Origin of the sequence: Saccharomonospora sp. NPDC046836 (genome assembly GCF_040645195.1) — a bacterium.
Classification (GTDB): Bacteria; Actinomycetota; Actinomycetes; order Mycobacteriales; family Pseudonocardiaceae; genus Prauserella_A.
The window spans coordinates 224,671-250,196 of sequence record NZ_JBEYXW010000006.1 but is presented as its reverse complement, the minus strand read 5'-3'; the positions used below and the strand labels follow the sequence as shown (position 1 = coordinate 250,196).

Sequence of the window (25,526 nt, the reverse complement as noted above, 5' to 3'; positions counted from 1 at the left end):
ACTTACTTCCGGTTGTACTGGCGCATCGTCAGCGTTCCGAAGACCACGAGGAACGCCGCCGCATAGACGAATGTCCAGGTGACCGCGTTGCCGTCCCAGGTGCCGTCCATCGCGCCACGCACAGCGGCCACCAGGTAGGCGATCGGATTGATGTCCACGAAGCCCTGCAACCAGCCCGGCATCGTCTCCGGGTTGACGAACACATTGCTCAGGAACGTCATCGGGAACAGCACGAGCATGCTCACGCCCATCACCGACCGTTCGCTCCGCAGCAGCAACCCGAACAGAGTCCAGACCCAGGAGAAGGCGAACGAAAAGGCCAGCAGAACCCCGATGCCGGCCAGCACGCCTCCGAAGCCGCCCGCCGGGCGGAAGCCCATGATCAGCCCCAGCCCGAGGATGACCACCGAGGCCAGGGTGTAGCGGAACAGGTCACCGATGAGCGCGCCGACCAGTGCCGAGGGCCGCCAGATCGGCAACGTGCGGAACCGGTCGAAAACGCCCTTCTCGATGTCGGTGTTGACACCCACACCGGTGTACATCGTGATCATCACAACGCTCATCACCAGGATTCCCGGCAGCAGGTATTGCAGGTACTCATCGGTCGAGCCCGCGAGCGCGCCACCGAAGAGGTAGGTGAACATCAGCGTCATCATGATGGGGAACAGCGTGACGTCGAACAGCTGCTCCGGCACGTGTTTGATCTTCAACATGGTGCGCCACGAGAACGTGAGCGAGGCCGAGAGCGCGCTCGGCCGGGGCGGCTGCTCACCAGCCGCCAGAACGGCGGCCAGGCTGTCGGCAGCCGGCACGTAGGCCGTCTCCGGTGCCGAATCGTTGGTCGTCGCGGTCGTGGTCACGCCGCTACCTCCTGCGTGGTCGTACGGTCGGTCAACGCGAGAAACACCTCGTCCAGGCTGGGCTGGCCGAGTGAGAAGTCGTCGACGGTGATGCCCTCGCGCGCCAACTCGGCAAGCGCACGTGCCGCTTGCTCGGCAGCGGCACGTCCGGACTCATCGCCCGAAATTCGGGCAGTGAGCGCGACCGGATCCGGGTCGAGCTGCACGGTGGTCTCCAGCGTGCGCGCCAGCACCGCTTCGGCCTGCGCTCGCTGCGTCGCATCTCGCAGCCGTACATGCACCGAGCCGGAACCGACCGAGGCCTTCAGCTGGCCCGGTGTTCCCTCGGCGATGACCTTGCCGTGGTCGATCACCGCGATGCGGCCGGCCAGCTGATCCGCTTCATCGAGGTACTGCGTCGTCAGCAGCACCGTGGTGCCCTGCGCAACGATGATCCGGATGATGTCCCACACCTGGTTGCGGCTGCGTGGGTCGAGGCCCGTCGTCGGCTCGTCGAGAAACAGCAGGTCGGGTGTCTTGATGATGCTCGCCGCGATGTCGATCCGGCGGCGCATACCGCCCGAGTAGTTCTTCACCTGGCGGCCCGCGGCCTCGGTCAGGCCGAACGCCTCCAGCAGCCCCGCGGCCCGCCGCCGCGCCGCCGGCTTGCGATGCCCGAGCAGGCGGGCCAGTAGGACCAGGTTCTCCGTTCCGGTCAGATCCTCGTCGATCGACGCGTACTGCCCGGTGAGGCTGACCCTGCTGCGCACGACGTCGGCCTCGTGGATCACGTCGTGTCCGAACACCCGCGCCTCACCGCCATCGGGGCGGAGCAGGGTGGCCAGCATCCTGACGGCGGTCGTCTTGCCCGCACCGTTGGGGCCGAGCACCCCGTACACCGTGCCGGCGGGGACGGCGAGGTCGATGCCGTTGACAGCGCGTGTCTTACCGAAGGTCTTGATCAGGCCTGACGTCTCGATCGCCAGGTCGTGTCCGGGTTTGTTCATCGAGGTCCTTCCATCAGTCGCAGGGGTCGCCCTCAGCACACGTAGGGGCACGTGGTCCGGGCGGAGCGCAGCGCGCAGCCCCACCACGCAAGCTGGTCGAGCATCGCGGTCACGGCACGGTCGAGTGCCTCGCTCGGCGGGGGTCTGCCGCCCTCGACGCCGTCATCGAGAAGGTTGAAGCTGACAGTGTCGCGCATCGTAACCACATGCAGTTCGGTGAACACTCCGCGCAGTTGTTCGACCGCGTACAACCCGGCCGAGCGAAAGCCGTAGGACACGAACCCGGCCGGTTTGGCGTGCCATTCGTCATAGGCGACGTCGATCGCCTGCTTCAGGGAGGCGGGGAAGCTGCGGTTGTACTCGGGGGTCACGACCACGAACGCGTCCGCCCACCGGATCCGGGCCGCAAACTCCACCATTGGCGCGGTCGCCGTGTCGGGCAGCCGGGACGGCAGCTCGAAGTCCGCGAGATCCACCAGGGTCACAGCCATATCGTCACGGCGCCGCGCCGCACCGGTGAACCACGCGCCCACAGCGGGGCCGACCCTGCCGTCGCGGGTGCTGCCGATGATCACCGCCACGCGGAGCGTCTCCCCATCACCCATCAGACCTCCCTGCAGGTGCTGCCTTCACAGATCAGGCGCGAGATCCGGTAGGCGCGAACGCTAGATCGGATCTAGCGGGATACGGTGCCCACGGCGAGGGGAGCACGAGACGATGACCGGAAACGTCGACAGCCTGTACGTCTACCCGATCAAGGGCCTGAGCCCGCAGCGTCTGGCCGCGGCGACGCTCGAGCCGGGCGAGGGGATTCCGCACGACAGGGTTTTCGCATTGGCGAGGCCCGATGGCCGGTACGTGCCGGGGATTACGCGCCCCCTGCCGAAGACGCAGTTCTTCATGCTGGCGCGCGACGAGCGGCTCGCCGGGTTGGCAACGCACCTCGACCCGGCCAGCGGAATGCTGCGGGTGCACGTCGACGGGCGCCAGGTTCTCGCGACGACGCTGACCACAGACACAGGCGCCGCCGACGCGGCTGCGTTCTTCGGGCGGGCGCTGGGCCGGGCTCCGGAAGACCCGCCGGTGCTGGCCCGTGTCGAAGGGCGGCGGTTCACCGATGTCTCGGTGGTCTCCGATGCGATGATGAACGCGATCTCGCTGGTCAACCTGGCCTCGGTGCGCGATCTGGCGCAGCGTATCGGCCGGCACGTCGATCCGCTCCGGTTTCGCGCCAACGTCTACGTCGACGGCCTGCCACCGTGGTGCGAACGAGATCTGGTCGGCAGCGAGATGCGGATCGGCCGGCTACGCCTGCGCGTGGTGCTCAAGACCAAGCGGTGCGCGGCCACGGAGGTGGATCCGGCCACGGCGCGACGGGATCTGCGGGTGCCTCGGCTGCTCGCGCAGGAGTACGGCCACATCGAGATGGGCTGCTACGCCGAAGTGCTCGGTGGCGGCACCCTGCGTCCCGGTGACACCGTTCATCTCGATACCGGTGCATAACCGCTGCTAAACATAACAAGCCGCTGTCAGATTCCTTTCTTACATCCGCGGATAGGCGGCATCCGGTACACTTCCGCCGGAGAAGGCAATTCGCATTTGCCTTGTCCCCACAAAGCAGGAGGAACGGTGGCGCAGCAGATTCTTGTCTCCCTCGTGGACGATCTTGACGGTTCCGACGCCGACGAGACCGTCGAGTTCGCCCTGGACGGTGTCACCTACGAGATCGATCTGTCCGCAGACAATGCCGAAGAGTTGCGCGATTCGCTGGCGCAGTACATCGAGCACGGACGCCGCGCGGGTGGCCGCAAACGCCCCTCGGGCAAGCGTTCCAACGGCGTGGCGCCTGCCCGGTCGTCGACCGCCGACCGGGAGCAGAATCAGGCGATTCGCGCCTGGGCACGCAAGAACGGTTTCGACATTTCCGAACGCGGCCGCATTCCGTCCGAGGTTACCGAGGCCTACCACAAGGGAAACTGAAACGATCATTCCGCTGCGGGACGCTGGCAGAGTTTTCGGCGTCCCGTTGCCATGCGGAAGGACGTTACCGATGTCTCTACAGTGAACACGATGAGTACCGAGTGCATGTTCTGCCGGATCGTGGATGGTGCGATCCCGGCAACGGTAGTCCACGAGACCGACACCGTTCTGGCCTTTCGCGACATCGCCGCGCAGGCGCCGACTCACATCCTGGTGATCCCGAAAGTGCACTACGCCGATGCCGCCGCGATGGCCGCAGCCGACCCTGCGCTGGCGGGCGAGGTGCTGGCGGTGGCCGGTGAGGTCGCGAAACTCGACAGCGTGAACGCCACCGGCTACCGCATGGTCTTCAACACCGGACCCGACGCCAACCAGACGGTCTTCCACGCGCATTGCCACGTGCTGGGAGGCCGCGGCATGACCTGGCCACCCGGCTGAGCGCGGCGAGCGTTGCGCTGGCGACAGCCGGGCGGGGAAGATACGCGCGTGCGCGCGGCAGGCCATGTGGTGGCCGCGGGAGGGAGGGCACACACAACCGATGATCGACATCGCGACCCAACTCACGTGCGTGTACCGCGAGGTCAGCAGACAGTCGGATGCAGGTGACCAGACAGCGGGTGTACTGCTGCGCCGCCGCTATCCGACCAGTGTTGAGGAGGTGTGGGCCGCCGTGACCAACCCTGCCCGCATCGGAGGGTGGTACGCGCCGGTCAGCGGCGATCTCCACGTTGGCGGCCGGTTCCAGCTCGGCGACGTTGCCTCCGGCGAGATCCTGCGATGCGAGCGCCCGCACCTGCTACGGCTGGGCTGGGACCCAGGGGGAGGTACGGTGCAACTGCGCTTGGCGGCGGATGACGACGGCGGCACGGTGCTCGAGTTGACACACACGACGCCGTCGGAAACCACCTGGAGCGACACTGTCCCCGTGCAGCTGGGCCCCGGTTGGGACGTCAGTCTCCTCGCGCTCGACCAGCTGCTGCGCGGCGAGCGGGCCCACGGGCCGGTGGTCTGGCGACAGTCTCCCGACGTACAGCGATTCTCCCAGCATGTGATCAGCGCCTGGGCCAGTGCCACCGAGGCGGCGGGGACTGCGGCGCCCGCCGAGATCACCAGGGCGACCACTGCAGCGCTGGCACTACACGCGCCGGACCTCACCGAACAACACAGCTAACAGTTGCAGTGACGACTGGTGGGCCTGATGTGTGAACGGGTCTTTTCGGCGGCAGGACGGGTGCGACCAGCCCGTGCGCCGATCGGAAGGCCCGTCCAAGCCCACGGTAACGCTCCGCTGACCTTTGCAGGGCCGTCACCGGCTCGTCGAGCGCCGCGCAGCCTGCCCGATCGCACACGTGTCCTGGCACCCACTCCCCAGAGCTCACCGACCATAGCAACCGTCCGCGCCCTTGGTGTCGGAACGGGCCGGGGCGGGTGCAGGTTCTTTGCAGCCAGTCCAGTGTGGATGCGGTCGTCGTTCAAGCCGAGAAGGAACCGTGGATGAAACGTAGGTCGGAGCCACCTCATCATCCTGTCGGGAAAGACATCCTTGCCGTAGAACTACTCAGCCAGCCGGACCGCTGGATCTTCGATGAGGTGTTGGGTGACGGTAGTGGCGGCGGCCCGCGCGACCACATCTGGAGGTAGCCGGGAAGGGCGGATCCGCATATCTGCGCCCAGCTCGGGGCACTGTTGAGCCAGCTCGCCGCGGACGCGTTCCAAGAACGGTGCACCGAGCGTGGCGAAGTGACCGCCCAGCACGATGACGTCCGGGTCCAATGCCGGCACGAGGCCGCCTAGGACCTCGCCGAGTCCTTCGGCCGCGCGGCGGGCTGCGGCGACGGCCCGCCGCTCCCCGGATTCGAGCAGCGCAGGGAGTGGGCCATCACCGCCGACCAGTCGGGAACGGCTCGGCATGTCGACACCTGACGCTCGCGACAGCGCTTGCTGACCAGCCACCGTGTCCAGGCATCCGACGCCGCCGCAGGCGCACGGCAGGTCACCGAAACTGACGCGAACGTGCGCGAGTTCACCGGCCGCGCCCCGTGCCCCGCCACGCACCTGGCCGCCGGCCAGAATGCCTGCGCCCAGGACCGGTTCCCCGCCCACGTAGACCAGGATCTCGGCGTTGTCACCGGTGAACCACTGCTCAGCATGAGCCGCGAGATGGTGACTGTTGTGCACGGTCACCGGGATACTTCCAGCACCGAGCGCATCTAGCCGGTCGCCGAGCAACCAGGGCAGATTGGTCTCGCTCCAGCCGAGGACCGTGGAACGGACCACAGTCGCGTCTCTGACACGCCCGGGTAGGCCGACCGCCACCCCGGCGACTACGTTATCGGTACTGTTCGCCGCATTGATCAATCGACGCAACACCGGCTCAGCAGCCTTAATCACACGCAGTGGATCCCCACGCAGGTCATCGGCCCGCCGGAGCGCGCGGTCGCGGATCTTGCCGGTGAGATCTGTCAGGTATCCGGCAACGTGGTCGACGCCGACCTGCAACCCGATGCCGACCGGCCCCAGCGAGTCGAGCACGAGCAGGTTCGCCGGCCTGCCGGGCCCGCGGGCGGGGCCCGTACCGATCTCCCGGAGGAGACCACCACCGACGAGTTCCCCGGTCAGCTGGGTGACGGTGGATTTGGTCAGCCCGCTGTCGTGCGCGAGCTTCGCCCGCGACACGGCGCCTGTGCGCGCCACCAACCGCATGATCAGCGCCAGGTTGTGCTCGTGCTGCTGCGCCGGCCGGGCAGGCGAGTCTCGCTCCATGATCCCCTGATTAGTTCGTCTACTAGACTATCTAAGCCTAGCTGCTAGCGCTTGTGATCGGATAGACAATGCGTATGGCTGATGTGTCGTTCCGCGAAGCGTCCCGAGTTTTCTCCGGCAATCCCCCCGTCCGCGCCGTCGACAAGCTTTCGCTCGACATCGCCGACGGTGAGTTCTTGGTACTGGTGGGCCCTTCGGGGTCGGGGAAGTCCACCGCGCTGCGCATGCTCGCCGGCTTGGAGGACGTCGATGAGGGCTCGATCACCATCGGCGGCCGCGACGTCACCGATGTGTCGCCGAAGAACCGTGACATCGCGATGGTGTTCCAGTCCTATGCTCTCTACCCGCACATGACGGTAGCCGAGAACATGGGCTTTGCGCTGAAGATCAAGCGCGTCGGCAAGTCAGAGATCGCGCAGCGCGTCAGGGACGCGGCCCGCCTCCTCGATCTCACCGACTATCTCGACCGCAAACCCAAGGCCTTGTCTGGAGGGCAGAGGCAGCGCGTCGCGATGGGCCGAGCCATTGTCCGGGAACCAGCCGTGTTCCTGATGGACGAACCGTTGTCCAACCTGGACGCCAAGCTGCGCGTCGAAACCCGAGCCAACATCACGGCCTTGCAGAGCCGGCTCGGCACCACCACGGTCTACGTCACACATGACCAGATCGAAGCCATGACCATGGGCCACCGGGTCGCCGTCCTCAAGAACGGCGTCCTGCAACAATGCGACACCCCGCGCGCGCTGTACGACACACCACTCAATGTGTTCGTGGCCGGGTTCATCGGTTCGCCCGGAATGAACCTGACGACCGTGCCATTGACATCGGAGGGCGCCAAGCTGGACGGCCTCACTGTACCGATCGCGAGGGACCTCCTCGCCGGACCTGAAGCAAGCGGCCTGCGCGAGGTGACCGTGGGCATCCGACCGGAAGGCCTGCGCCCCGCCCAACCCGGGGAAGCCGCACTCGAACTCAAAGTCGAACTTGTCGAGGTGCTGGGTTCCGACGCCTACGTCTACGGTCGAGTAGACATCGGCGGCGGCCAGGAGCGGTTCATCTTCCGCACAGAAACACAGACCACGCCCGCCTTCGGCGACACGATCCGGGTCAGTCTGCGCGCCCCTGAAGCCCCGCACGCATTCAATCCCCAGACGGGGCAGCGCCTGACTGCCTGACCGATGCCGCCCGGTATTCGGGTCCGACCCTCGGGCCTGTTGCCAAGGCTGGCATGGTGGCACGATTGACCGATGTCCAGTCTTGGACCCGTACAACCCGGCGCGCAGCCTTCCGCATCGCCGCGGCCACTTGGCGTGGTCGCGGCAGCGTTGGCTTTCATTGCTGCAGGACTGACCATCGCCGGTTCCTTCTTGCCGATTTTCTCGGGCCAACTGACGGTCCTCGGCAGCACACAATTCGAGATGACTGTCACGAGCTGGGGATTCACAACCAGCGCCAGCGACCAGGAAGGCGGTGTGCCGAACAACGGCCTGCCCTTGATATTCGCCGCACTTCTTCTGATCCTCGCCGGCCTGGCGGCAGTGCTTGCCATACGAGACAGGGCTGGTCCGCGTGCGCGCGGCGCTGCCGTCTTGACGACGGCCATTGGTACGGCGTTTCTTGCGGGTGTTGTGTGGACCGTGCTGATGCAGGTTCTGAGCCTCCAAGACACGCTGCGCCCAACGGGTGCAGCGACTGGCAATGATGCCTTCCAGGTCCAATCCGCCATCGGGTTGGGTTTGTGGCTGTTCATCGGCGCGACATTGCTTGGCATTGTTGCCACAGCTCTCGCGCTTCGGCTGATGCTCGCCGACCGGGCGATGGATTCGGAACCGATCACACCGCGGTATGGCTTCCCAGCGCCAACGCCCCCACCTGCAAACGCCGACGCACCACCGGCTGCGCCACCGTGGCCTCCAACGAGACCACCCGAACCGCCCCAGCAGGGCGACGAGCGCTAAGCACGCCACGGCGCCGATCGCGAGGATGAACCTTCGGCAACCTCGACTATCACCGTCAGAAGGACCCATCGGTTTCAACCCCCGCGGCCCGCGATCGTGGATCACCGTCGACCGAACCTGTCCAGAGTCACCCACCAGACGGAACGCCGTCCGCCGGTGATACCGATGTCTGACCCTCTGTCCCGAAACCCTGCGACGGGGCCAATGCGCCGAGAACACGCATGGAACGGCGTCGACGGAAACGTGTTGAGAACTTCGATTCTCGACTAGCACTACGTTGACTCACCCCCTGCAACAGCAGGTCGGCGAACACATCGGCACGTAGCTGGTCGAGCGTCTTACCTTCTGCGTCATTCCGTCGGCGACGCGCCTCAGCATCAATGCGGGCAAAGGCAGCCACTCCTGCATTCACTGGTAGGTCACCAGCAAGTCGAACGGTTCCTCGCTGTCGATGAATCAGGTCAACCTTTCCCACGGCGACTTGCGGCACGGCTCGAACTCCGGTCCCTATGGGGTCCGTCTTCGCGACCGCACGATTGACCGAACGCCGCAGGGCGGAAGGAGTCTTGCCGCGAGTACGGGTTGCCATCACGGCATCGACCTCGCGAGCCTGTTCGTCAGTCAGCGGACTTGTTGGCCCAGCAAGCTTGCTCGCCTTGAGTGCATCCAGATCCCCTCGCTGCATGGCTTCCAGCGTGTTAGGCAACCGAGTTGTCAGCGCCTTGGCCAGCCCGATCTCCTTGTGGGCCGACGTTTCCGAAACACTCAGAATATTCGCGAGCTGCTTCGCCAGACCATCCTTATCTTTCGTGAGATCGTCGAGCCGAGCGACGGCCTTCAGTCGCAACGCCTCGAGCCTGCAGATCTCCTCTTGGAGCGCTTGAATGGTGCGCACGAGATCACCTCCGCTCAGTCCTTCCAATGACAGCTCGTGCAACATAGGTTTCAACCTCTCGTTCTGACCAGGTGTATGGCATGGCAGCCCATCGCCGTCCACAACGGCGGTGTCTGCACAGACAGTATCGAACGTATGTTCTATTGTCACCAGTCTTGTCGCGGAACCCGGTGTAAGCAGAGTCGACGCCGCGCGCTCGGCACACTGAGCGGCCGCCAGCTGCGATACGCCGACGGCCACGGCTTTCGTTGCGATATCAAGAAAGTGCGGACAGGAAACCCAGCGCCGGCGCCGGGTTGCGAACCCAAGCTCGGCGGCGTCGTCGGACATCTCACCCGGCACGAACGGACCGTTCGCGCAAAGCATGTTCGGTAAGCAGGACATGGCAGGCCCCGGACAAGGGCGCATTGATCAACAAGTCCCGCGAGTTCGCACCGGCGACAAGAAACTGACATCGAAGGAGAGCAGGAATCCCCCGTACAGCGGGAAAGTTGGCGGTGCGGGCAGCCCGCACCCCATTTAGCCGGCTGCCCGCACCATGACCGGGCCGTGCGCATGCCGAGTCCCAGAACTCCCAGAACTACCGTCCAGGTGTGCACGTCCCAATACCGACCGGCGATTCTTCCCCGCCACCGATCAGTACGCACCGCGGCTCAGACCCCAACGGTCCGCCCGTTTCACCGCGGCCTAGCGGGCGAACGCATACAGCTTTACGGGCTCCGACCCGGCAGGACAGGGCCGAAAGCCCCCATTCCCTTCCACAGCAGGCGACGCACTCGTACACAAAGTCGGGTAGCAGGCGGGACAGATCAAGACCTGGTCCAGCACTGCGACGAGCGTCGCCTCGCAGGGATCACCACATTCGGCGCAACCAAAGCGGATTGCCACCGCAAGGCTGTGCAAACCAATCCCGTTACGCACGGGATACGACGAGAGCACGCCCACCGACTGCCCATTCCCGAGCAAAATGTGCCGGGAGCCCTCTGTGACACGTACCAAGCCGGTCACCATGGTCGAGTTGGCCACGCAGGGCTGACCCACCGTCGTCTCCGGGACCGTTTGCATGCTCCGGACGTACCCGGCGACACCGACCCGAAACGCTGCGGCTGCAGTGCGATTTTCGACTATCGGAACCAGCGACGCCGCCGATTCTCCTCAGGCGTGAGCCAGATACTCGGCAAGCCGGTCAAGGAAGGCCTGTTGAGCCTTCACCAGCTTTTCCCTGGCTTTGGTAAGGTCGAACCAGACGACACGATCGAGCTCCGGGAACTCGCGGACCACCCCCGAACCGCGGGGCCACTCCAGTTGGAAGGTCCCTGGCACGACAGTGTGCGGTTCGAGGTCGCCGGCGAGGGCCCATACAGTGACTACCTTGCCGCCCGCCTGCTTGACCTCTCCCAAACAAGCCAGCTCCCCCGCCGGAGCCGGCAATCCCAGCTCCTCCTGAAACTCTCGGCGGGCTGCGGCAGCCGGCTCCTCGTCCTGGTCGTACTCGCCCTTCGGGACCGACCACGCACCTGCGTCCTTCCGCGCCCAGAAAGGCCCACCCATGTGGCCGAGGAGAACCTCGACGCTGCCTTGGGTGGCGCGGTAGAGCAGGATTCCGGCGCTGCGTTTGGCTGACACAGCCGCCATTCTGCCCGGCCACCGCCGTTCAGGGCGCGCGGTGGGCAACCGCGGTATGCCTGCCGGCCGGCCCCGTCCGACCGCGGGCCTGCGAAACAGCTGAAAAGCCGACCTCGCGGAGGCACACACGCCTTCGACATGAGCCGGTCGTCGACGCGGAAACACGCCGCCCGTCAGGCAAACACCTCAGGGTCTCGTCTCAGCCGGAGGCGGACACGGGACTGGCTTGACGCGGTAGTGGCTCCCGGGACACACGATGCCGCATTCGATATCAAGATCAACAAGTCCTGTGGAAAGCACGGTTGGGAGAGCGCGCAAGCGACTGAAGAAACCGGGCTGTCGGATTGTGAGCTCTGCAGCGACGTTCTTCGTGATCCCCTCGAAGGGACGGCTAGTGGACGGCGAAACCGAACGTGCTCAGCGGCTGGGAGAGCAACTGGCAGTGCAGGTCGCGCATGTTGCAGACCGGACTTACCGCGGGGCAGCGTCGTAGCAGGCCAGGACAACCCGGGACAGCCGCCTGACCTCTGCCGGATCCGGCGCTGGCCGGGCGCTGTGCTGCGCGGACTCCTCCGGCTCCTGCAGCGCCAGATGCAACCCCTCCTCAGCGGTGAGCCCCACCATGTCGAGGAGGTCCGCTAGATCGGCGGCATCACGCGCGTAGTGTGCCAGGACGCGCGCCGCGCGGTGGCGCTGCTCCGCGTTCGGCACGTGCGGCAGATGAGTCGGGTTCATACCGACACACGGTAAGGATCCCGAGTTACGATCCGCGCCCGGCGGAGGTCCCGTTCGCCAGGGACCTCCGGCCCTGTGGCGTCCATGAGCACAACTCTTTGCCCACCACGTAATGTCACCGTTGGCGACTCAACGCTTGTGATCGCTTGCGGCTACACCGGATCGAGTTCGGCTGACTCTACAGGGGTCGGCGGCACCAGATCCGCATACACGTCCCGCCCCATATGGGTCCACAGCACGACCTCGGTGCCCTTCTCTGCCCCCGCCGTGCCCACCGGTCGCTGCGCCGTGACGACACCCGACGTCGGCTCGTCGGCACCGTCGGGCCCAACGGGCACGAGACCAGCGCCTCTCACGATCGAGCATGCGTCCTGGGCGCCCAGCCCGACCACGTCTGGCACCTCCGTCACCGGTCGAGGTCGATGCATGCCACGATTGTAGGAGCCTTCCCCCTGTATGTCCGTCTCACGAACAGCTGTTCGCCCGGTTCCGCAGGGGCCATTAGTCACGGTTACCCGAATTGCTCATCTCACGCCGCACCTCAGTCATGTCGATGGCGCGGACTTTGTCGATCAACTGCTCCAGCACTTGCTCAGGCAGCGCGCCAGGCTGCGCGTAGAGCACGACACCGTCGCGAACGGCCATCAGTGTCGGGATCGACGAGATCCCGAACGCCTCAGCAAGTGCCGTCTGTTTCTCGGTGTTCACCTTGCCGAAGACAATGTCCTGATGCCGGCCAGCGGCCTGCTCGAAGACCGGCGCGAACATGCGACACGGGCCGCACCACGATGCCCAGAAGTCAACTAAAACGATGCCGTCCTTGCCAACTACCTCCTCGAAGTTCCCACTCGTCAGCTCGACTGTCGCCATGATCACCCTTCGCCGGATACCCGTACAGGTATGGCAACACCGTCGGCAGGTAGGTCATTCCGGCCGGCGGGAAGACGTCCAAGCGATGACTTCAGCCACGACGGGCGGTCAGTACTTCCAATACGCCGATCCGATCCGACACAGGAGGAGTAATAAATGGTCATCGTCGCAGGACACATCCTTGTCACCCCACAAGGTCGCGAGTCCTACCTTCGAGACTGCGTGCGCATCGTCGAACAGGCTCGCCGTGCGCCCGGCTGCCTCGATTTCACCATCAGCGCGGATCTGATCGATGTCGGCCGCATCAACGTGTTCGAGCGCTGGGACTCGCGGGTGGCCGTTGAGTCGTTCCGAGGCGCCGGGCCTGGCGATGACCAGCGCGCCGCAATAGTCCACGCTTCCGTTGCCGAGTACGACGTCACGAACGAGCGCCCTCTGACCTGACTGTAGAACATCTGTTCGATTTCAGGTAGACTCGGTCGCATGGACCTCGCCTTTCAGGGGTCACTGTTCGGAGCGGCCGAGGAAACCGCACTGCAACCGCTCGATACAGGACGCCGCACGGCGCTGAGCCACGGCGCATGGATCGACGTCCTGTCCGGCTGGCTGGCGGGCGCTGACGCCCTGTTCGACCGTCTTGTCACCGAAGTGCCCTGGCGAGCGGAACGCAGGCACATGTACGACCACATCGTGGACGTACCCCGACTGCTCTGCTTCTACGGGGAGGATGAGGCACTTCCCCATCCGGTGCTCGACGCGGCACGGGCAGCACTGAGCGAGCACTACGGTGACGAGCTCGGCGAACCATTCCGTACCGCTGGGCTGTGTTACTACCGGGACGGGCGGGACAGTGTGGCGTGGCATGGGGACACGATCGGCCGTGGCAGCTCCGAGGACACGATGGTGGCCATCCTCTCGGTCGGCGCGCCGCGGGCGTTGCTGCTGCGTCCGCGGCACGGGCACGGTGGCACCGTCCGGTACGGCGTCGGGCATGGCGACCTGCTCGTCATGGGCGGCTCATGCCAGCGCACGTGGGAGCACGCCGTGCCCAAGACGACCAAATCGGTCGGCCCGCGCATCAGCATCCAGTTCCGTCCTCAGGGCGTGCGCTAATAGCAAGCACCTGGGGAATCTGCCACCAAGTCAGGTGGCGGGCCGCGTGAGGTGCTGAACGGCTGCCCGCCAATTGCACTATTCGCGACATGCGCCCACTATGTGGTTCTCGACCTCTGACCGAGGGGTGTGTGATGAGTGTTGTCGTGTTTATCGGGCGGATCTTGTTTGTCGCGTTGTTCCTCGGCTCTGCGTTCGGGCATCTGACGCAGACGCAGGCGATGACCGCTTATGCGGAAGCGCGCGGGATCCCAAACGCTCGCCTGGCGGTACAGGCCTCGGGTGTCGTCATGGGCATCGGCGCACTCATGATCCTGTTCGGTGTCTGGGCCGACCTGGGTGCGCTGTTGTTGGTGGTCTTCCTCGTACCGACGGCATTTCTAATGCACGCCTTCTGGAAGGAATCCGACCCGGAAACTCGGCAGTTCGAGATGATCCAATTCAACAAGGACATGGCACTGGCAGGTGCCTCGCTGATGCTGTTCGGCTTTTTCGCATCGGTCAGCACTTTGGGTCTCACGATCACCGGTCCACTGATCTCCCTCGGCTGAGTCAGCACAGACTGCGGGTTCCGTCCGGCAGCCGCCGGGTGATCCCGGCTGCGTCGAGGCGTTCCAGCAGCGGCACAGCAACGCGGCGCGTCGTACCGAACGCGCGGCGCGCCTCACTCACAGTGAACGTATTGCTGAGCCCTGCAAGCACACGTGCCGCTCGTGTGAGCGCATCAGGTGCTAGGACGACAGTTGTTGTGATGCGCAGTAACCGGCCGGCGCGTTCGGCAGCCGCGAGTTCCCGTGTGCCGAGGCCGAGGTGGTCGAGTTCGTCCGCCTCGGGCGCGACGAAAGGTCGCGCGGCCAGACGGCGCTCGACCTCCGCGACCGCACGCTCCACCCTGCCCGGTAATCGGTCGGTAGCGTCCGTCCGCCGAATCAGTCCACTGAAGACGCCGAGGTCGGTTCCACGCAAAGCAGCAACCAGTACCTGCGCCGGCACGCCGAGATCGCGCCGGAGCTGGTCCACCGGCATGCCTGCTGCGAGCGGGTTCTGCACGGACCACTCCGCGGCGCGGTCGAACGCGCGGCCCGACAACGCGGCGAACAGCTGCTCGTCCACAGCCCATTTCCCGATCAGCATGCCGGCCGGCTCCCAACCCAACGCCCGCAGCTCGTCGGTCGGCACGGCACCATGCCTGCGCACATAGCCGGCCGCGGCGGCGCCGCTGTCCAGTTCGTGGGCCCTGTCCCGTGCGGAACCCCTGCGGCGCAGCGTCGGCGGACTGGGGTCGAGGACCTCGAACCCAGCTGGGATTCGGTGCGCCCCGGGATCACGCAGCAAACCAGTATCGTGCGCTCGCACCGGCAGAGCCGTTCGCAGCGACAGTCGCGCGGTATCCGTCCCCAGTGGACGAACCCGGCACGGGACCGCGGTGGAACCGACGTGTAGCACCAGCTCGCGCTGGAGATCCACAGCTCTATCGCCGCGCAGCCGGACGTCCAGCTCGGTGGTGCGCCGCCAAACGGCGGGCTTCAGTAACGCATCTCCGCGGCGAACGGCGTGACGGTCGACACTACGCAAGTTGATCGCCACCCTGGCAACGGCAGCAACCTCGGTTCGGGTCACACCGAGCGACTGCAGGCCACGTACGACGACCCGGTCTCCGGTACTCCCGATCTCCAACTCCGCACCGACCTGGAGGGTGCCGGCGCCGAGCGTGCCTGTCACCACGGTGCCCGCGCCCCGCACGGTGAACACGCGATCCGCCCACAGCCGAATATCGGCATCGGGATCCGCTGCCGGAAGGCGGGCGACGAGGCCGGCGAGCGCGTCGCGCAGTCTGTTGAGTCCCGCACCGGTGTGCCCGCTGACGGCAACAGCGCCAACGTCGCCGAGTGTGGTGGCCGCGATCCGGTCCCGCGCCTCCACCAGCGCCGGGCCGGGGTCGGCGCGGTCGGATTTGGTGACGACGAGCAGTCCGTGCCGTACCCCGAATGCATCGAGCGCAGCAAGGTGCTCGGTCGACTGCGCCCGCCAGCCCTCGTCAGCGGCGACAACGAACATGACCGCGGCGACCGGTCCGACGCCTGCGAGCATGTTCGGCACGAAACGTTCGTGGCCGGGAACGTCCACGAACGCAAGCATGTCGCCGGCGAGCTCCATCCACACGAAACCCAGATCGACCGTCAATCCGCGCCGTCGTTCCTCGGCCAGCCGGTCCGGTTCCATACCGGTCAGCTGTCGCACGAGCGTCGACTTACCGTGGTCGACATGCCCTGCGGTGGCTAGCACGTGCATCGCGACACGACCTTCAGCAACAGTTTGTCGTCGCTCGGATCGACCGCACGCAGGTCCAGCAGGCAGCGGCCACGGTCGATACGACCGACCACGGGCGGATCAGCGGTCCGCAGCCGCTCGGCGTAGCCGGTGGGCAGGCTCACCGCAGCGCTCGCCAGTTCCACACCTGGCGCGCCCCCACCACCAACCGTGGCCCGCGAGTCGACCGCGAGCGCATCGATGCCGCACCGAGTCAGCTGCACAGCGAGACGCTCGGCACGTTCCCGCAACACCGCGGGATCGGTGTGGAGGGCCAGGCAAACGGGCGGCGCCGGTCCACGCAGCGTGGCCTCCAGAGCGGCAAGGGTCAGTTTGTCGACCCGAAGGGCTCGCGCAGAAGGGTGTCTACGCAACCGGTCGACGAGTACCTGGTCGCCGAGGACAATCCCCGCCTGCGGCCCTCCGAGCAGCTTGTCGCCACTCGCGGTGACGAGCGTGGCGCCGGACCGCAGCATGCTCGTGACATCGGGCTCGTCCGGCAACAGTGGATCCGGGCGCAGGAGCCCGGAGCCGATGTCGACGACCACCGGCACCCCCAGCTGCGCCAGCTCGGCGACGCCCGCCTCGGCGGTGAAACCGGTGATGCGGAAGTTCGACGGATGGACCTTCAGGATGAACCCGGTGGCCGGGCCGAGCGCAGCCACATAGTCGGCGACCGACGTCCGGTTCGTAGTGCCGACCTCATGCAACCTGGCGCCGGCCGAGATAAGGAGTTCCGGGATCCGGAACCCGTCACCGATCTCCACGAGCTCGCCACGGCTGAGCACGATCTCCTTGCCCTGCGCCAGCGCCAGCGCACACAGCAGCAGCGCGGCGGCGTTGTTGTTGACCACATGGACGGCGCCGGCTTCGGGAACCGCTTCGGCCAACACGGCGAGCGCACCGCGGCCGCGCCGGGCCCGCCGGCCCGTGGCCAGGTCGAACTCCACATCGGTAGTGCCGCCTGCGGCTCGCAGTGCGGCCAGCGCGGCAGCCGACAGCGGCGCCCTGCCGAGATTGGTATGCACGAGGACACCCGTCGCGTTCAGGACCGGCCGCAACGTCGATGCTGTCGCCGGCAAGGTGGCCAGTGCGGCGTCCGCGACCTCTTCCGGATCGATTTGGCCTGCGCGGGCACGCTCCTGCGCAGCCACGATCGCCGCCTTCACGAGCGAGGAACCCAGCTCCTGTACCGCCTTGGCAAGCCGGGGTTCTGCCAGCAAGGCGTCAGTGCGCGGGATGCGCCGCCGCGAGTCGGTCATGGCCGCGCACCTCGGCCGTCGGCGCGGAGGCGAACGGGAATCGAACCCGCCAACGACAGTGCCTGCCGTTCCACGGTTTTGAAGACCGCGCCGGTCACCAGGCCAGTAGCGCCTCCCTTGGCCATGACGCCATCGTCGCGCGGCGAGACACGGCGCGCAGCGCAACGATTGATGACATGGCCTACCGACTCACCCAGTACGCGCACGGTGGGGGCTGTGCCTGCAAGATTCCGCCTGGCGAGCTCGAGGACGTGGTCCGCGGACTCACCGGTCCACCGCCGGCCCAACCGGTGGGGGAACTACTCGTCGGGTTCGACCAGGGGGACGACGCAGCAGTTGTACGCATCGACGGCGGGCAGGCCCTCGTGGCTACCGCCGACTTCATCACACCGGTAGTCGACGATCCCTCCGACTGGGGACGCATCGCCGCCGCGAACGCGCTCTCCGATGTCTACGCGATGGGTGGCCGGCCGGTGGTCGCGCTGAACCTGCTGTGCTGGCCGCGCGACACGCTGCCATTCGAGCTGGCCGCGGAGACACTGCGTGGTGGCATGGACGTCTGTGTCCAGGCCGGTTGTCATCTGGCAGGCGGGCACAGTGTCGACGATCCCGAACCGAAGTACGGCTTGGCCGTCACCGGCACCGCCGATCGGGAACGGCTGCTGCGCAACGACACCGGTCGTGCCGGGTTGCCTCTATCGCTGACCAAACCGCTCGGGCTCGGCGTGCTGAACGCCCAGCACAAGGCCACCGCGGAACGGTTCGAGCAGGCGATCGAGGTGATGGCGACGCTAAACGACGCGGCCTCTCGTGCGTCCGTGGCCGCGGGGATCATCTGCGCCACCGACGTGACCGGTTTCGGGTTGCTGGGTCACCTGCACAAGCTCGCCAGGGCCAGCGGGGTCACGGCGATCGTCGACTCGGCGGCGGTGCCTTACATCGACGGTGCGCGCCAGGCGCTGCGGGGTGGGTTCGTACCCGGCGGCAGCCGGCGCAACCTCGAATGGGTACGCCCGCACGCCGACCTGTCCGCCGTGGACGCCGGCACGGCACTCTTGCTGGCCGATGCGCAGACCTCGGGCGGGCTGCTGCTGGCCGGCGAGTTGCCGGGAGTACCGGTGATCGGTGAGCTGGTCACCCGCCGCGGCGAGCACACGATCATCGTCCGCTGAGTTTCGCCGTCTGCGAACACGGCAACCCTCGTCACGGAGCCGGGAAGGAGGAACTCATGCCGCACATGCGCCGCGGACGGTCGCGTACCGACCGTGAGGAGAGCCAGCCCGACCAGCCCGCCGACGATGCGCGGCGGCAAGGCAACCCCAAGCGCGCCGCGAAGGGCGACCACGAACCTGCGAACGACGAGCCCCCCGGCACCGGAAACCTGGAGCTGCACAGTGCCGCGTTCAGCGACCACATGCTCATCCCTGAGCGCTACTCCCGCCAGGGCGGCAACGTGTCGCCACCGCTCGAGTGGGGCCAGGCCCCGGACGGCACCGTGGAACTGGCGCTGCTGTGCGAGGATCCGGACGCGCCTGGGGGTACGTTCACGCATTGGGTGGTCACCGGTCTCCCAGCCGACTGCGGTGGGGTGCGGGAGGGCAGCCTGCCCTCCGGTGCGACGACGGGCAGCAACGGCTTCGGGGACCTCGGCTGGGGTGGGCCGCAGCCACCGGTCGGCGACAATGCACACCGCTACTTTTTCCGTGTCTACGCCGTTGATCGCCCGCTCGGGCTCGGCTCGGGTGCGACCGGCCGCGACGTGCACGCCGCCGTCGCGGGGCATACCCTCGCCTCCGGCACCCTCATGGGCCTCTTCGCCCGTTGACGATTCTCGCGGCGCGTTCGTCTGGCACCGGTCGGTACAGTGGACCTCGGGCCCTGACGGTCCGTCCACGCCGCTTCTCGGTGTGCCCGACATCGACGAGCGGGTCGGCGATCACGTGATCCACAACCGGCTGGAATGAACCATTTCAATGTCCATGCCCGGCGCGGAGCATCCACACAGCACGAGTAGTCCACTCAGACCTGGTCCGGCTGTTCGCAACCCCGTACACGGCATACCCTGTGCCTGTGCGGGTAACCGCTCGCGATGGCGACGCCCGGCGGCGTCCGGGTGCGCAATGTGGCGCAGCCGATGATCCGCAGCGCGTTCGCGGTGTACGCCTGGAACCGTAGCCAGCCCAGTGGGACAACCGCATCGGCGACCAGGCAGGCCTGGTCAGCCGTCGCCAGCCGGCGCGTCGGAGGTCTGCTGGTCGTCGCTGTCGCCAGATTCGGGTTCCGGTTCCGGGACCGGCGTGGAGCCGGCGTCCGGCTGTGGCTGCGACGACGACGTGGGGCTCGGCTCCGGTTCGGGTTCAGGTTCGGGTTCCGGCTCCTGACATACGATGCGCGGCTGCGCCCGGTAGACCACCGTGCGGGTCTCGCGGCGAACCTCCTCGCCCGTACCGGTTTCCCGGATCACGCGGGTGTCGTTGACACTGAAACCGCTCGCGCCGCTGCTGGGCGAGCAGTTGCCCGCCGGCATGACATCGGTCCACGGGGAGGTGTAGTTGAACCGTTCACCGGTGATCGACTGGATGTCGTAGCGCTTGGTGCCCCACAGCCGCACAGTGATGTCCGACGGAGTCCAGATGGTCTGAATGACCACGCCGGTCTGGCTGTCGTTGGTGAACTTCAGGTCGATGACGCTGGAGCCGTCCGGGTTCTGGAAGACCGTGGCCTCCCTGCCCTCCGGGTAGCGGGAGATGTAGTAGCTGTGCTCTTTGTGCTCGGTATCCTTCATCCCGGCGAAATACCCGGCGTTGAACAGGGTCGTCGCGAACTGGGAGATACCGCCACCGACCGCCCGGCCAGGTCGGCCGCTTTCGATGACACCGGCGTAGACGTAACCCTGCTCCGTGCCGCGCGGCCCGGTATAGCCGTTGAGGCTGAACGTCTCGCCCGGTTTGACGACCGCACCATCGACCTTTTCGGCGACCGTGCGGATGTTGATGCCGGAGTCGTAGGCGAAGCCCTGCGTGGTGAACTCGCCGATGACCTCCTTGATGCCGAGCTGCTGCGCGGCCTCGGTGGTCAGTGCGGCGGGCTGCGCCGCGTAGGTCGCGGTGACCTCCCGGTCCCCACGGTTGCGCAGCACGTCGGGCAGCTGCCCGACCGTGGCGGCCCAGTCGATGCCGCGGCCGTGGGTGGATGGTTCGATGGTGACCTTGCCGCCGGTGAAGTCGAACCGGGCGCTGCGGCCACGCTCCTCGGTGGAGGCCAGCTCGGGGCCGACCGCATCGACGACGGGACGCTGGTCGATCTTCGGCGCCAGCGAGCCGTCCTCCCTTGGCTCGAAGGTCAGCGCCGCGGCGATCACCTCGGGCCGCAGGTCGGCGTCCTTGCCCTCGCCACGCACGGCGACCGGACCGGACACTGCGGGTGCAGCGATCTGGGCGAGCGCAGTCTGCACCGATTCGGGGGTGGTCCGTACCGGTAGCTCGGTCACGGGCAGTACCAGGGGGCCGCGTGAGGCCCAGTCCCTCAGGATCTGCGCGCGGGCGTGGGGCAAGTCGAGCCGCACACCCGGCACCGGGTTCTCGGCCACCGGGGTGAGCCCGTCGAAGCGAACGGTGCCCTCGACCGCGTCGCGGTCGATCTCGTCCCGCAGGCGTCCCAGTGCCGCGTCGAAGCGCTGCGGCTCGGTCGCTGAGACGACACCGATTTCGTCGGTGGTGAAAAACGATGCCAGCCGGGTGAACGGGTTCAGTGGCTGCTGGGTGGCCTGCTCAACGGTCGCCGCCCAGTCGATCCGAAGCCCGGACTCGGCCGGATCAAGGGTGTGGTCCGCGCCCGCCGCGGCGAGCCGAACCGGCTCGCCCAGCCGGGGCTCCAACTCGGTGCGCAGGAGTGCCTCGGCGTCGGCGCTGGTCATACCGGCCACGTCGACGCCGGCCACGGTCCGCCCCCGCGCGACATCTCCCTGGGTGAGCAGGAGATCCAGCCCATACAGCACAGCGAGCCCACCGACGACGGCTGCCGTGATGATCCCGGCCTTGCGCAGCTTCCGGGTGCGCGCGGAGTCCACTTCCGACTCCTCAGGCGCCGTGGCCACGGGCTCGAGTGCAATCTCGACGGTCGCGTCAGCGGCGTCCTGGGTGGCCTGCGGCTGCTCAGTGGCTGGCTTTACCGCCATCTCGACGGTCGCGTCAGCGGTATCCTGGGTGACCTGCGCCATCTCGACGGCGGCACCATCGTGGGTGGCCGCCTGCGGCTGGTCGGTCGAGCTGTTCTCCTGCAAGGTATCCCCGGCTGATCACTGGTGCGGCATGTCGGTTCGGGCCGGCCAAAACTACCTCACCAGGCACGATTCCCAGTTGACCACCCCGGCGACATCAGCCGTCGTCGTCGGACTCCCCGTCGCGGCCACGCTGGCGATCGGACCTGACTTCCCGAGAAGAGACCAGCTGGTCGGAGTCGATCAGCGGCCGGCCGTTGACGACCACCATGCCGAGCTGGTGCACCTCGCGGATCACGTCACCACCGTCCATGGTGAACTCCAGTGTCACCTCGACCATCTGGTCGTCCTGGACGCGCGGTGGCTGGACCACTGAGACGGCGTCGACGTCCTTCCAGAACCGCTCGTACCGCTTCTGTCCCTGGCCCTGCAGACCCGGGCCGAGGCCATCCCATGCCTCGTCGGTGTCATCCGGTAGCAACGCGTAGTAGTCGGCGACGGCCTGCTCGAGTTCTTCCGGGGCGGTGCCTTGCACCGCCGTGGTGGTCTGCACCGTCGACGTGCTGGACGAGGTCGGCGGCGAACTCGGTGGCGCCGACGTGGTCGCCGCGGGCGTCGTGGTCTGCGCCGCGCCGCTGTCGTTCCGGCTGACGCCGACCAGCAGCTCCGCCACCAGAATGCCGACCACGGCCGCGGCGAGCACGGCAAGTGCGCTGATCAGGATCCGGGTGCGGTTCGAGCGTTCGCCCCCGGCCTGCGCGGGATATCCAGGCGCCGGTGCAGGGGGTAGAGGTCGTGGGGGTAGTGGCGGCGCTGCCGCGGGGTGCAGGTCCAGCCGGGTGGCGCTGCGGCGCGGGGGCGCCACCGCAGCGGTCGCCGGCAGTGTCGGCGGGTCCGCCGCAACGGGTGCCCTGCCCTCGGTGAGGGCCTGCAGCGCCTCGGCGACCTGCACCATGGTCGGCCGTTCGGCGGGCTCGGTCCGCAGCATGGCCTGCAGTGTCGTCGTCAGCACACCTGCCTGCCGCGGCGGAATGGTCTGTCCGGTCGCGACGGTGTGCAGGAGCGCGATCTCGTTGCCGGCATCGCCGAACGGCGGCCTGCCCTCCACCGCCGCGTAAAGCGTCGCACCGAGCGAAAAGACGTCCGAGGCGGATCCGGGCTCGGCGCCCCTGGCCGCCTCCGGCGACAGGAACGCGGGTGTTCCGGCGAGCAGGCCGGTGCTGGTGACGGTGATGTCGCCGGCCGCACGCGAGATGCCGAAGTCGGTGATCTTGGTCGTGCCGTCGGCGCCGAGGAGGATGTTGCCGGGCTTGACGTCGCGATGGATGACACCCGCGGCGTGGGCCGCGGTCAGTGCGAGCGCCACCTGCGCGCCGATACGGGCTGCCTCGGCAGGCGGCAGAACACCACGCTCCTGGAGCACAGCGGAGAGGCTGTGCGAGGGCAGATACTCCATGACCAGCACCGGCTGACCGCCGTCGTCGGCGACGTTGTACACCGAGATGGCGTTGGGATGCTGCAGCCGTGCGGCAATGCGCCCCTCGCGGAAGGCACGCTGACGGGCCTTCTCGGTCTCATCTTCGTTGAGCCCGGGTGGCAGCAGCAGCTGTTTGACGGCGACTGTGCGGTCGAGGCGATCGTCCACGGCTCGCCACACGACGCCCATGGCACCGCTGCCGATGCGGCTCTGCAGCCGATAGCGCCCGGCAACCAGCCGCCCCTCCCCGTCACCCACCGGTGCGTCCTCTGTCACGCGGACAGGTTAAAGGCTGCGTTCAGGCGGGCTTGTCCAGCATCGGCGCAGACGACCGGTCGAGCGAGCGCGCCAGCCGGGCGATGTCGGCCGGGCGTACGCGGCAGCAGCCACCCAGCAGGTGCGCGCCGGCTGCTCGCCAGCGGGTCACCTGTTCGGCGGAGAAACGCGAGCGCCCTGTCCACCTGCGGCCGGCGGGGTCCCAGCGCTCGCCGCTGTTCGGGTAGACGACGACGGGCTTGGCGGTGAGTTCCCACGCGGCGGCGACGGCGTCGGCGACGTCGTCCGGCGAGCAGCAGTTGACGCCCACCGCGACCACCTGCGCGCAGTCGGCCGCGACGGCGAAGGCGTCGGCAAGGCGCTGCCCAGCGCGGGTGCGGCCGCGCTGGATGGTGTAGGACAACCACGCCGGGATGCCCACCCCGGCCAGCGCTGCGACCTCGGCGGCGGCCTCGTCGACGTCCGGCACCGTCTCCAGTGCGAACAGGTCGGGCCCGGCCTCCGCGAGCACCTCCAGGCGAGGCCGGTGGAAGGCCACCAGCTCGCGATGGCTGAGTCCGTACCGGCCGCGGTACTCCGAACCGTCGGCGAGCACCGCACCATAGGGCCCCACCGAGGCCGCTACCCAGCGGCGCCGACCATCACCGGCGACCTCGGCCCTGGCGCGCTGGGCGAGCTCGACGCTGCGCCGCAGCAGTGCGGCGGCACCGGCGCGGTCGATACCGCGTGCGGCGAAACCGGCGAAGCTGGCCTGGTAGCTCGCCGTGGTGGCGATTGCCGCGCCCGCGCGGAAGAACGCGACGTGGGCGGCGACGATCTCCTCCGGCGCGTCGGTGAGCAGCCGCGCGGACCACAACGCGTCGGACAGGTCGTGCCCTCGCGCCTCCAGTTCGGTGGCCAGGCCACCATCGAGCACGATGGGCTCGTCCGTCAGCACGCACTGAGCGTAGTCCCGGCCTTCGCTTAGCACACAAGGGTTCCATACCGCGGCGCCGGGCGGGTGGTGACGCCGCTGAGCGTCGCACGCCATATTGTGTGCGCTGCCGAGGAGGTGCAGCGTGCCCGACGTCGACTACTACGAACTCCTGGGGGTACGGCCGGACGCCACGCCCGCGGAGATCAAGTCGGCCTACCGCGCGCTCGCCCGGTCGATGCATCCCGACGCCGGTGGCACGGCGGGCACGTTCCGGCTACTGCGCCAGGCCTACGAGACGCTCGGCGACCCCATCCGCCGCGCGGCCTACGACCGCGACGACGACCTGGACCACGAGGTCCTGGCAACGGACTTCCCGGCACCGGTTACGACGGCGACCCGTCCGCGGCCCGGTTTCCGCACCAGGACCCGCCGTTTCGGCCAGGAGCCCGGCTTCACCCCGCAACGGCCCCGGGTGGACATCGCGACGATCCCCTGGTGGCATACGGTCGGCGAGCTCACGCGCGTGCATTACGCCCACCCCGGCTCGCCGGGGCACGCGCCCACACTGGCCGCGGCGGGCACCGTGCTGCTGCTGGCATTACCGCTCGCGCTGCTGGCCAGTGCCCTGCCGGTGTGGCTGCTGGTGCTCTGGCTGCTCCTACTCGCCGCCGCGGGCTGGATGGCGTGGCTACTGGTGCGGCGGCATCTCGCCACACTGCGCGCAGTGCGGGCGTTTCGCGGCGAGTTCGGCGGTAGGCGTGTGTTCGGTACACCGGGAGCCGACGCCGATCAGGTGGCCGAGCGGCTCACCGCCGACCTGCTCGCCCGCTACCTCACCCGGCTGCCCGGCGTGCGCATCTTTCATGGTCTCGCCTGGCCGGACTCCGTGTTCGCCGATATCGACCATGCCGTCCTGTGTGGCAGGCGCCTCGTGCTGATCGAGTCGAAGCTGTGGCTGCCGGGGCACTACGACAGCGACGAGACGGGGCAGCTCTACCGCAACGGGCAGCGCTTCCGGGGCGGCGGCAGCAGGCTGGCTGACGGTGTCGCGGCGTTCGAGGTGCTGTTGCCCGGTGTCGAGGTCTGTGGCGCGCTCATCCTGTATCCGAGCCGCTCGGGCGACATCACCACGGAACCGGAGCCCGCCGGGGCAACCCCGCCGACGACCCCGGAGCAGTTCGTTCGCGACATCGGCGACTGGCTCGCGATCGAACCATCCACAGTGGACCGTGAAGTGTTCCGAACCGTACTCGCCCAGGTGGTGGGCTGACACCGCGCTC

General features: G+C 67.5%; 26 protein-coding genes and 1 tRNA gene. 12 read left to right on the top strand and 15 right to left on the bottom strand.

From position 1 onward, the window contains the following. Positions 1-2: 2 nt before the first annotated feature. From ABZ863_RS11070 to ABZ863_RS11060, 3 genes are read right to left on the bottom strand one after another with little or no spacing between them, the layout of a single operon-like run. Positions 3-860, bottom strand: a complete 858-nt coding sequence (locus tag ABZ863_RS11070) for an ABC transporter permease (RefSeq protein ID WP_358533810.1) — start codon at positions 858-860, stop codon at positions 3-5. Next, a complete protein-coding gene (locus tag ABZ863_RS11065; RefSeq protein WP_358533807.1) occupies positions 857-1,846 on the bottom strand; it encodes an ATP-binding cassette domain-containing protein in 990 nt (329 codons plus the stop codon). Before ABZ863_RS11065 ends, ABZ863_RS11070 begins: the two co-directional genes overlap by 4 nt. Positions 1,847-1,878: 32 nt before the next feature. Beyond that, positions 1,879-2,451, bottom strand: coding sequence for an NAD(P)H-dependent oxidoreductase (locus ABZ863_RS11060; RefSeq protein WP_358533804.1), 573 nt, complete (start codon positions 2,449-2,451; stop codon positions 1,879-1,881). A gap of 112 nt (positions 2,452-2,563) precedes the next feature. On the opposite strand from ABZ863_RS11060, the gene ABZ863_RS11055 reads away from it, so the two are divergent. The 4 genes from ABZ863_RS11055 to ABZ863_RS11040 all read left to right on the top strand — a co-directional run bounded on the left by ABZ863_RS11055 (position 2,564) and on the right by ABZ863_RS11040 (position 4,997). Then, a complete protein-coding gene (locus ABZ863_RS11055; RefSeq protein WP_358533801.1) occupies positions 2,564-3,349 on the top strand; it encodes an MOSC domain-containing protein in 786 nt (261 codons plus the stop codon). 126 nt (positions 3,350-3,475) lie between these two features. Then, positions 3,476-3,826, top strand: coding sequence for an Lsr2 family protein (locus tag ABZ863_RS11050; RefSeq protein ID WP_358533798.1), 351 nt, complete (start codon positions 3,476-3,478; stop codon positions 3,824-3,826). A gap of 90 nt (positions 3,827-3,916) precedes the next feature. Continuing rightward, a complete protein-coding gene (locus ABZ863_RS11045) occupies positions 3,917-4,264 on the top strand; it encodes a histidine triad nucleotide-binding protein (RefSeq protein WP_358533795.1) in 348 nt (115 codons plus the stop codon). A 100-nt stretch (positions 4,265-4,364) separates the two neighbouring features. Then, entirely contained in the window at positions 4,365-4,997 is a 633-nt protein-coding gene (locus ABZ863_RS11040; RefSeq protein WP_358533792.1) for an SRPBCC family protein, read from the top strand. Between the two features lie 383 nt (positions 4,998-5,380). Here the strand turns inward: ABZ863_RS11040 and ABZ863_RS11035 are convergent, their stop codons facing one another. Further along, entirely contained in the window at positions 5,381-6,589 is a 1,209-nt protein-coding gene (locus tag ABZ863_RS11035) for an ROK family protein (RefSeq protein ID WP_358533790.1), read from the bottom strand. A 74-nt stretch (positions 6,590-6,663) separates the two neighbouring features. Between ABZ863_RS11035 and ugpC the strand changes: the two genes are divergently transcribed. After that, positions 6,664-7,764 carry a sn-glycerol-3-phosphate ABC transporter ATP-binding protein UgpC gene (gene ugpC, locus ABZ863_RS11030; RefSeq protein WP_358533788.1) on the top strand — a complete coding sequence of 367 codons (1,101 nt, stop codon included), beginning with the start codon at positions 6,664-6,666 and terminating at the stop codon, positions 7,762-7,764. A 72-nt stretch (positions 7,765-7,836) separates the two neighbouring features. After that, entirely contained in the window at positions 7,837-8,547 is a 711-nt protein-coding gene (locus tag ABZ863_RS11025; RefSeq protein WP_358533785.1) for a hypothetical protein, read from the top strand. A gap of 127 nt (positions 8,548-8,674) precedes the next feature. Here ABZ863_RS11025 and ABZ863_RS11020 read toward each other — a convergent pair whose 3' ends face one another. The 5 genes from ABZ863_RS11020 to trxA form a co-directional block, all read right to left on the bottom strand. Further along, complete coding sequence (locus tag ABZ863_RS11020; protein ID WP_358533782.1) at positions 8,675-9,772, bottom strand: DUF222 domain-containing protein; 1,098 nt, start codon at positions 9,770-9,772, stop codon at positions 8,675-8,677. Positions 9,773-10,597: 825 nt separating this feature from the next. Then, a complete protein-coding gene (locus tag ABZ863_RS11015; protein ID WP_358533779.1) occupies positions 10,598-11,077 on the bottom strand; it encodes an NUDIX domain-containing protein in 480 nt (159 codons plus the stop codon). Positions 11,078-11,539: 462 nt separating this feature from the next. Beyond that, positions 11,540-11,803, bottom strand: a complete 264-nt coding sequence (locus tag ABZ863_RS11010) for a hypothetical protein (protein ID WP_358533777.1) — start codon at positions 11,801-11,803, stop codon at positions 11,540-11,542. 152 nt (positions 11,804-11,955) lie between these two features. Continuing rightward, the gene (locus tag ABZ863_RS11005; RefSeq protein WP_358533774.1) at positions 11,956-12,231 is read right to left on the bottom strand and encodes a PASTA domain-containing protein; all 276 of its coding nucleotides are present in this window, start codon (positions 12,229-12,231) and stop codon (positions 11,956-11,958) included. Positions 12,232-12,304: 73 nt separating this feature from the next. Then, the gene (gene trxA, locus ABZ863_RS11000; protein ID WP_358533771.1) at positions 12,305-12,673 is read right to left on the bottom strand and encodes a thioredoxin; all 369 of its coding nucleotides are present in this window, start codon (positions 12,671-12,673) and stop codon (positions 12,305-12,307) included. A 156-nt stretch (positions 12,674-12,829) separates the two neighbouring features. On the opposite strand from trxA, the gene ABZ863_RS10995 reads away from it, so the two are divergent. The 3 genes from ABZ863_RS10995 to ABZ863_RS10985 all read left to right on the top strand — a co-directional run bounded on the left by ABZ863_RS10995 (position 12,830) and on the right by ABZ863_RS10985 (position 14,337). Then, the gene (locus tag ABZ863_RS10995; protein WP_358533768.1) at positions 12,830-13,117 is read left to right on the top strand and encodes an antibiotic biosynthesis monooxygenase; all 288 of its coding nucleotides are present in this window, start codon (positions 12,830-12,832) and stop codon (positions 13,115-13,117) included. Positions 13,118-13,156: 39 nt separating this feature from the next. Then, on the top strand, positions 13,157-13,786 hold the full coding sequence (locus tag ABZ863_RS10990) for an alpha-ketoglutarate-dependent dioxygenase AlkB (protein WP_358533765.1): 630 nt from the start codon (positions 13,157-13,159) through the stop codon (positions 13,784-13,786). Positions 13,787-13,920: 134 nt separating this feature from the next. Continuing rightward, complete coding sequence (locus ABZ863_RS10985; RefSeq protein WP_358533763.1) at positions 13,921-14,337, top strand: DoxX family protein; 417 nt, start codon at positions 13,921-13,923, stop codon at positions 14,335-14,337. A gap of 1 nt (position 14,338) precedes the next feature. Here ABZ863_RS10985 and selB read toward each other — a convergent pair whose 3' ends face one another. From selB to ABZ863_RS10970, 3 genes are all read right to left on the bottom strand, one after another. Next, positions 14,339-16,078: a selenocysteine-specific translation elongation factor gene (selB, locus tag ABZ863_RS10980; RefSeq protein WP_358533760.1), complete on the bottom strand. Its 1,740-nt coding sequence runs from the start codon at positions 16,076-16,078 to the stop codon at positions 14,339-14,341. Next, on the bottom strand, positions 16,066-17,358 hold the full coding sequence (gene selA, locus ABZ863_RS10975; RefSeq protein ID WP_358533758.1) for an L-seryl-tRNA(Sec) selenium transferase: 1,293 nt from the start codon (positions 17,356-17,358) through the stop codon (positions 16,066-16,068). The genes selB and selA overlap by 13 nt, the downstream gene beginning before the upstream one ends. Before the next feature lie 23 nt (positions 17,359-17,381). Beyond that, positions 17,382-17,474, bottom strand: a tRNA-Sec gene (locus ABZ863_RS10970). Between the two features lie 60 nt (positions 17,475-17,534). On the opposite strand from ABZ863_RS10970, the gene selD reads away from it, so the two are divergent. Further along, entirely contained in the window at positions 17,535-18,530 is a 996-nt protein-coding gene (gene selD / locus ABZ863_RS10965) for a selenide, water dikinase SelD (RefSeq protein WP_358533755.1), read from the top strand. 56 nt (positions 18,531-18,586) lie between these two features. Then, entirely contained in the window at positions 18,587-19,183 is a 597-nt protein-coding gene (locus tag ABZ863_RS10960; RefSeq protein ID WP_358533752.1) for a YbhB/YbcL family Raf kinase inhibitor-like protein, read from the top strand. Between the two features lie 393 nt (positions 19,184-19,576). Here ABZ863_RS10960 and ABZ863_RS10955 read toward each other — a convergent pair whose 3' ends face one another. The 3 genes from ABZ863_RS10955 to mmuM all read right to left on the bottom strand — a co-directional run bounded on the left by ABZ863_RS10955 (position 19,577) and on the right by mmuM (position 24,267). Beyond that, entirely contained in the window at positions 19,577-21,640 is a 2,064-nt protein-coding gene (locus ABZ863_RS10955) for a VanW family protein (protein ID WP_358533749.1), read from the bottom strand. Positions 21,641-21,734: 94 nt separating this feature from the next. Beyond that, a complete protein-coding gene (locus tag ABZ863_RS10950; RefSeq protein WP_358533929.1) occupies positions 21,735-23,312 on the bottom strand; it encodes a serine/threonine-protein kinase in 1,578 nt (525 codons plus the stop codon). A 40-nt stretch (positions 23,313-23,352) separates the two neighbouring features. After that, positions 23,353-24,267 carry a homocysteine S-methyltransferase gene (mmuM, locus tag ABZ863_RS10945; protein ID WP_358533746.1) on the bottom strand — a complete coding sequence of 305 codons (915 nt, stop codon included), beginning with the start codon at positions 24,265-24,267 and terminating at the stop codon, positions 23,353-23,355. Between the two features lie 121 nt (positions 24,268-24,388). Here mmuM and ABZ863_RS10940 point away from each other — a divergent pair, with 121 nt between their 5' ends. Continuing rightward, positions 24,389-25,516 carry a DnaJ domain-containing protein gene (locus ABZ863_RS10940; protein WP_358533743.1) on the top strand — a complete coding sequence of 376 codons (1,128 nt, stop codon included), beginning with the start codon at positions 24,389-24,391 and terminating at the stop codon, positions 25,514-25,516. The last annotated feature ends 10 nt before the right edge of the window (positions 25,517-25,526 follow it).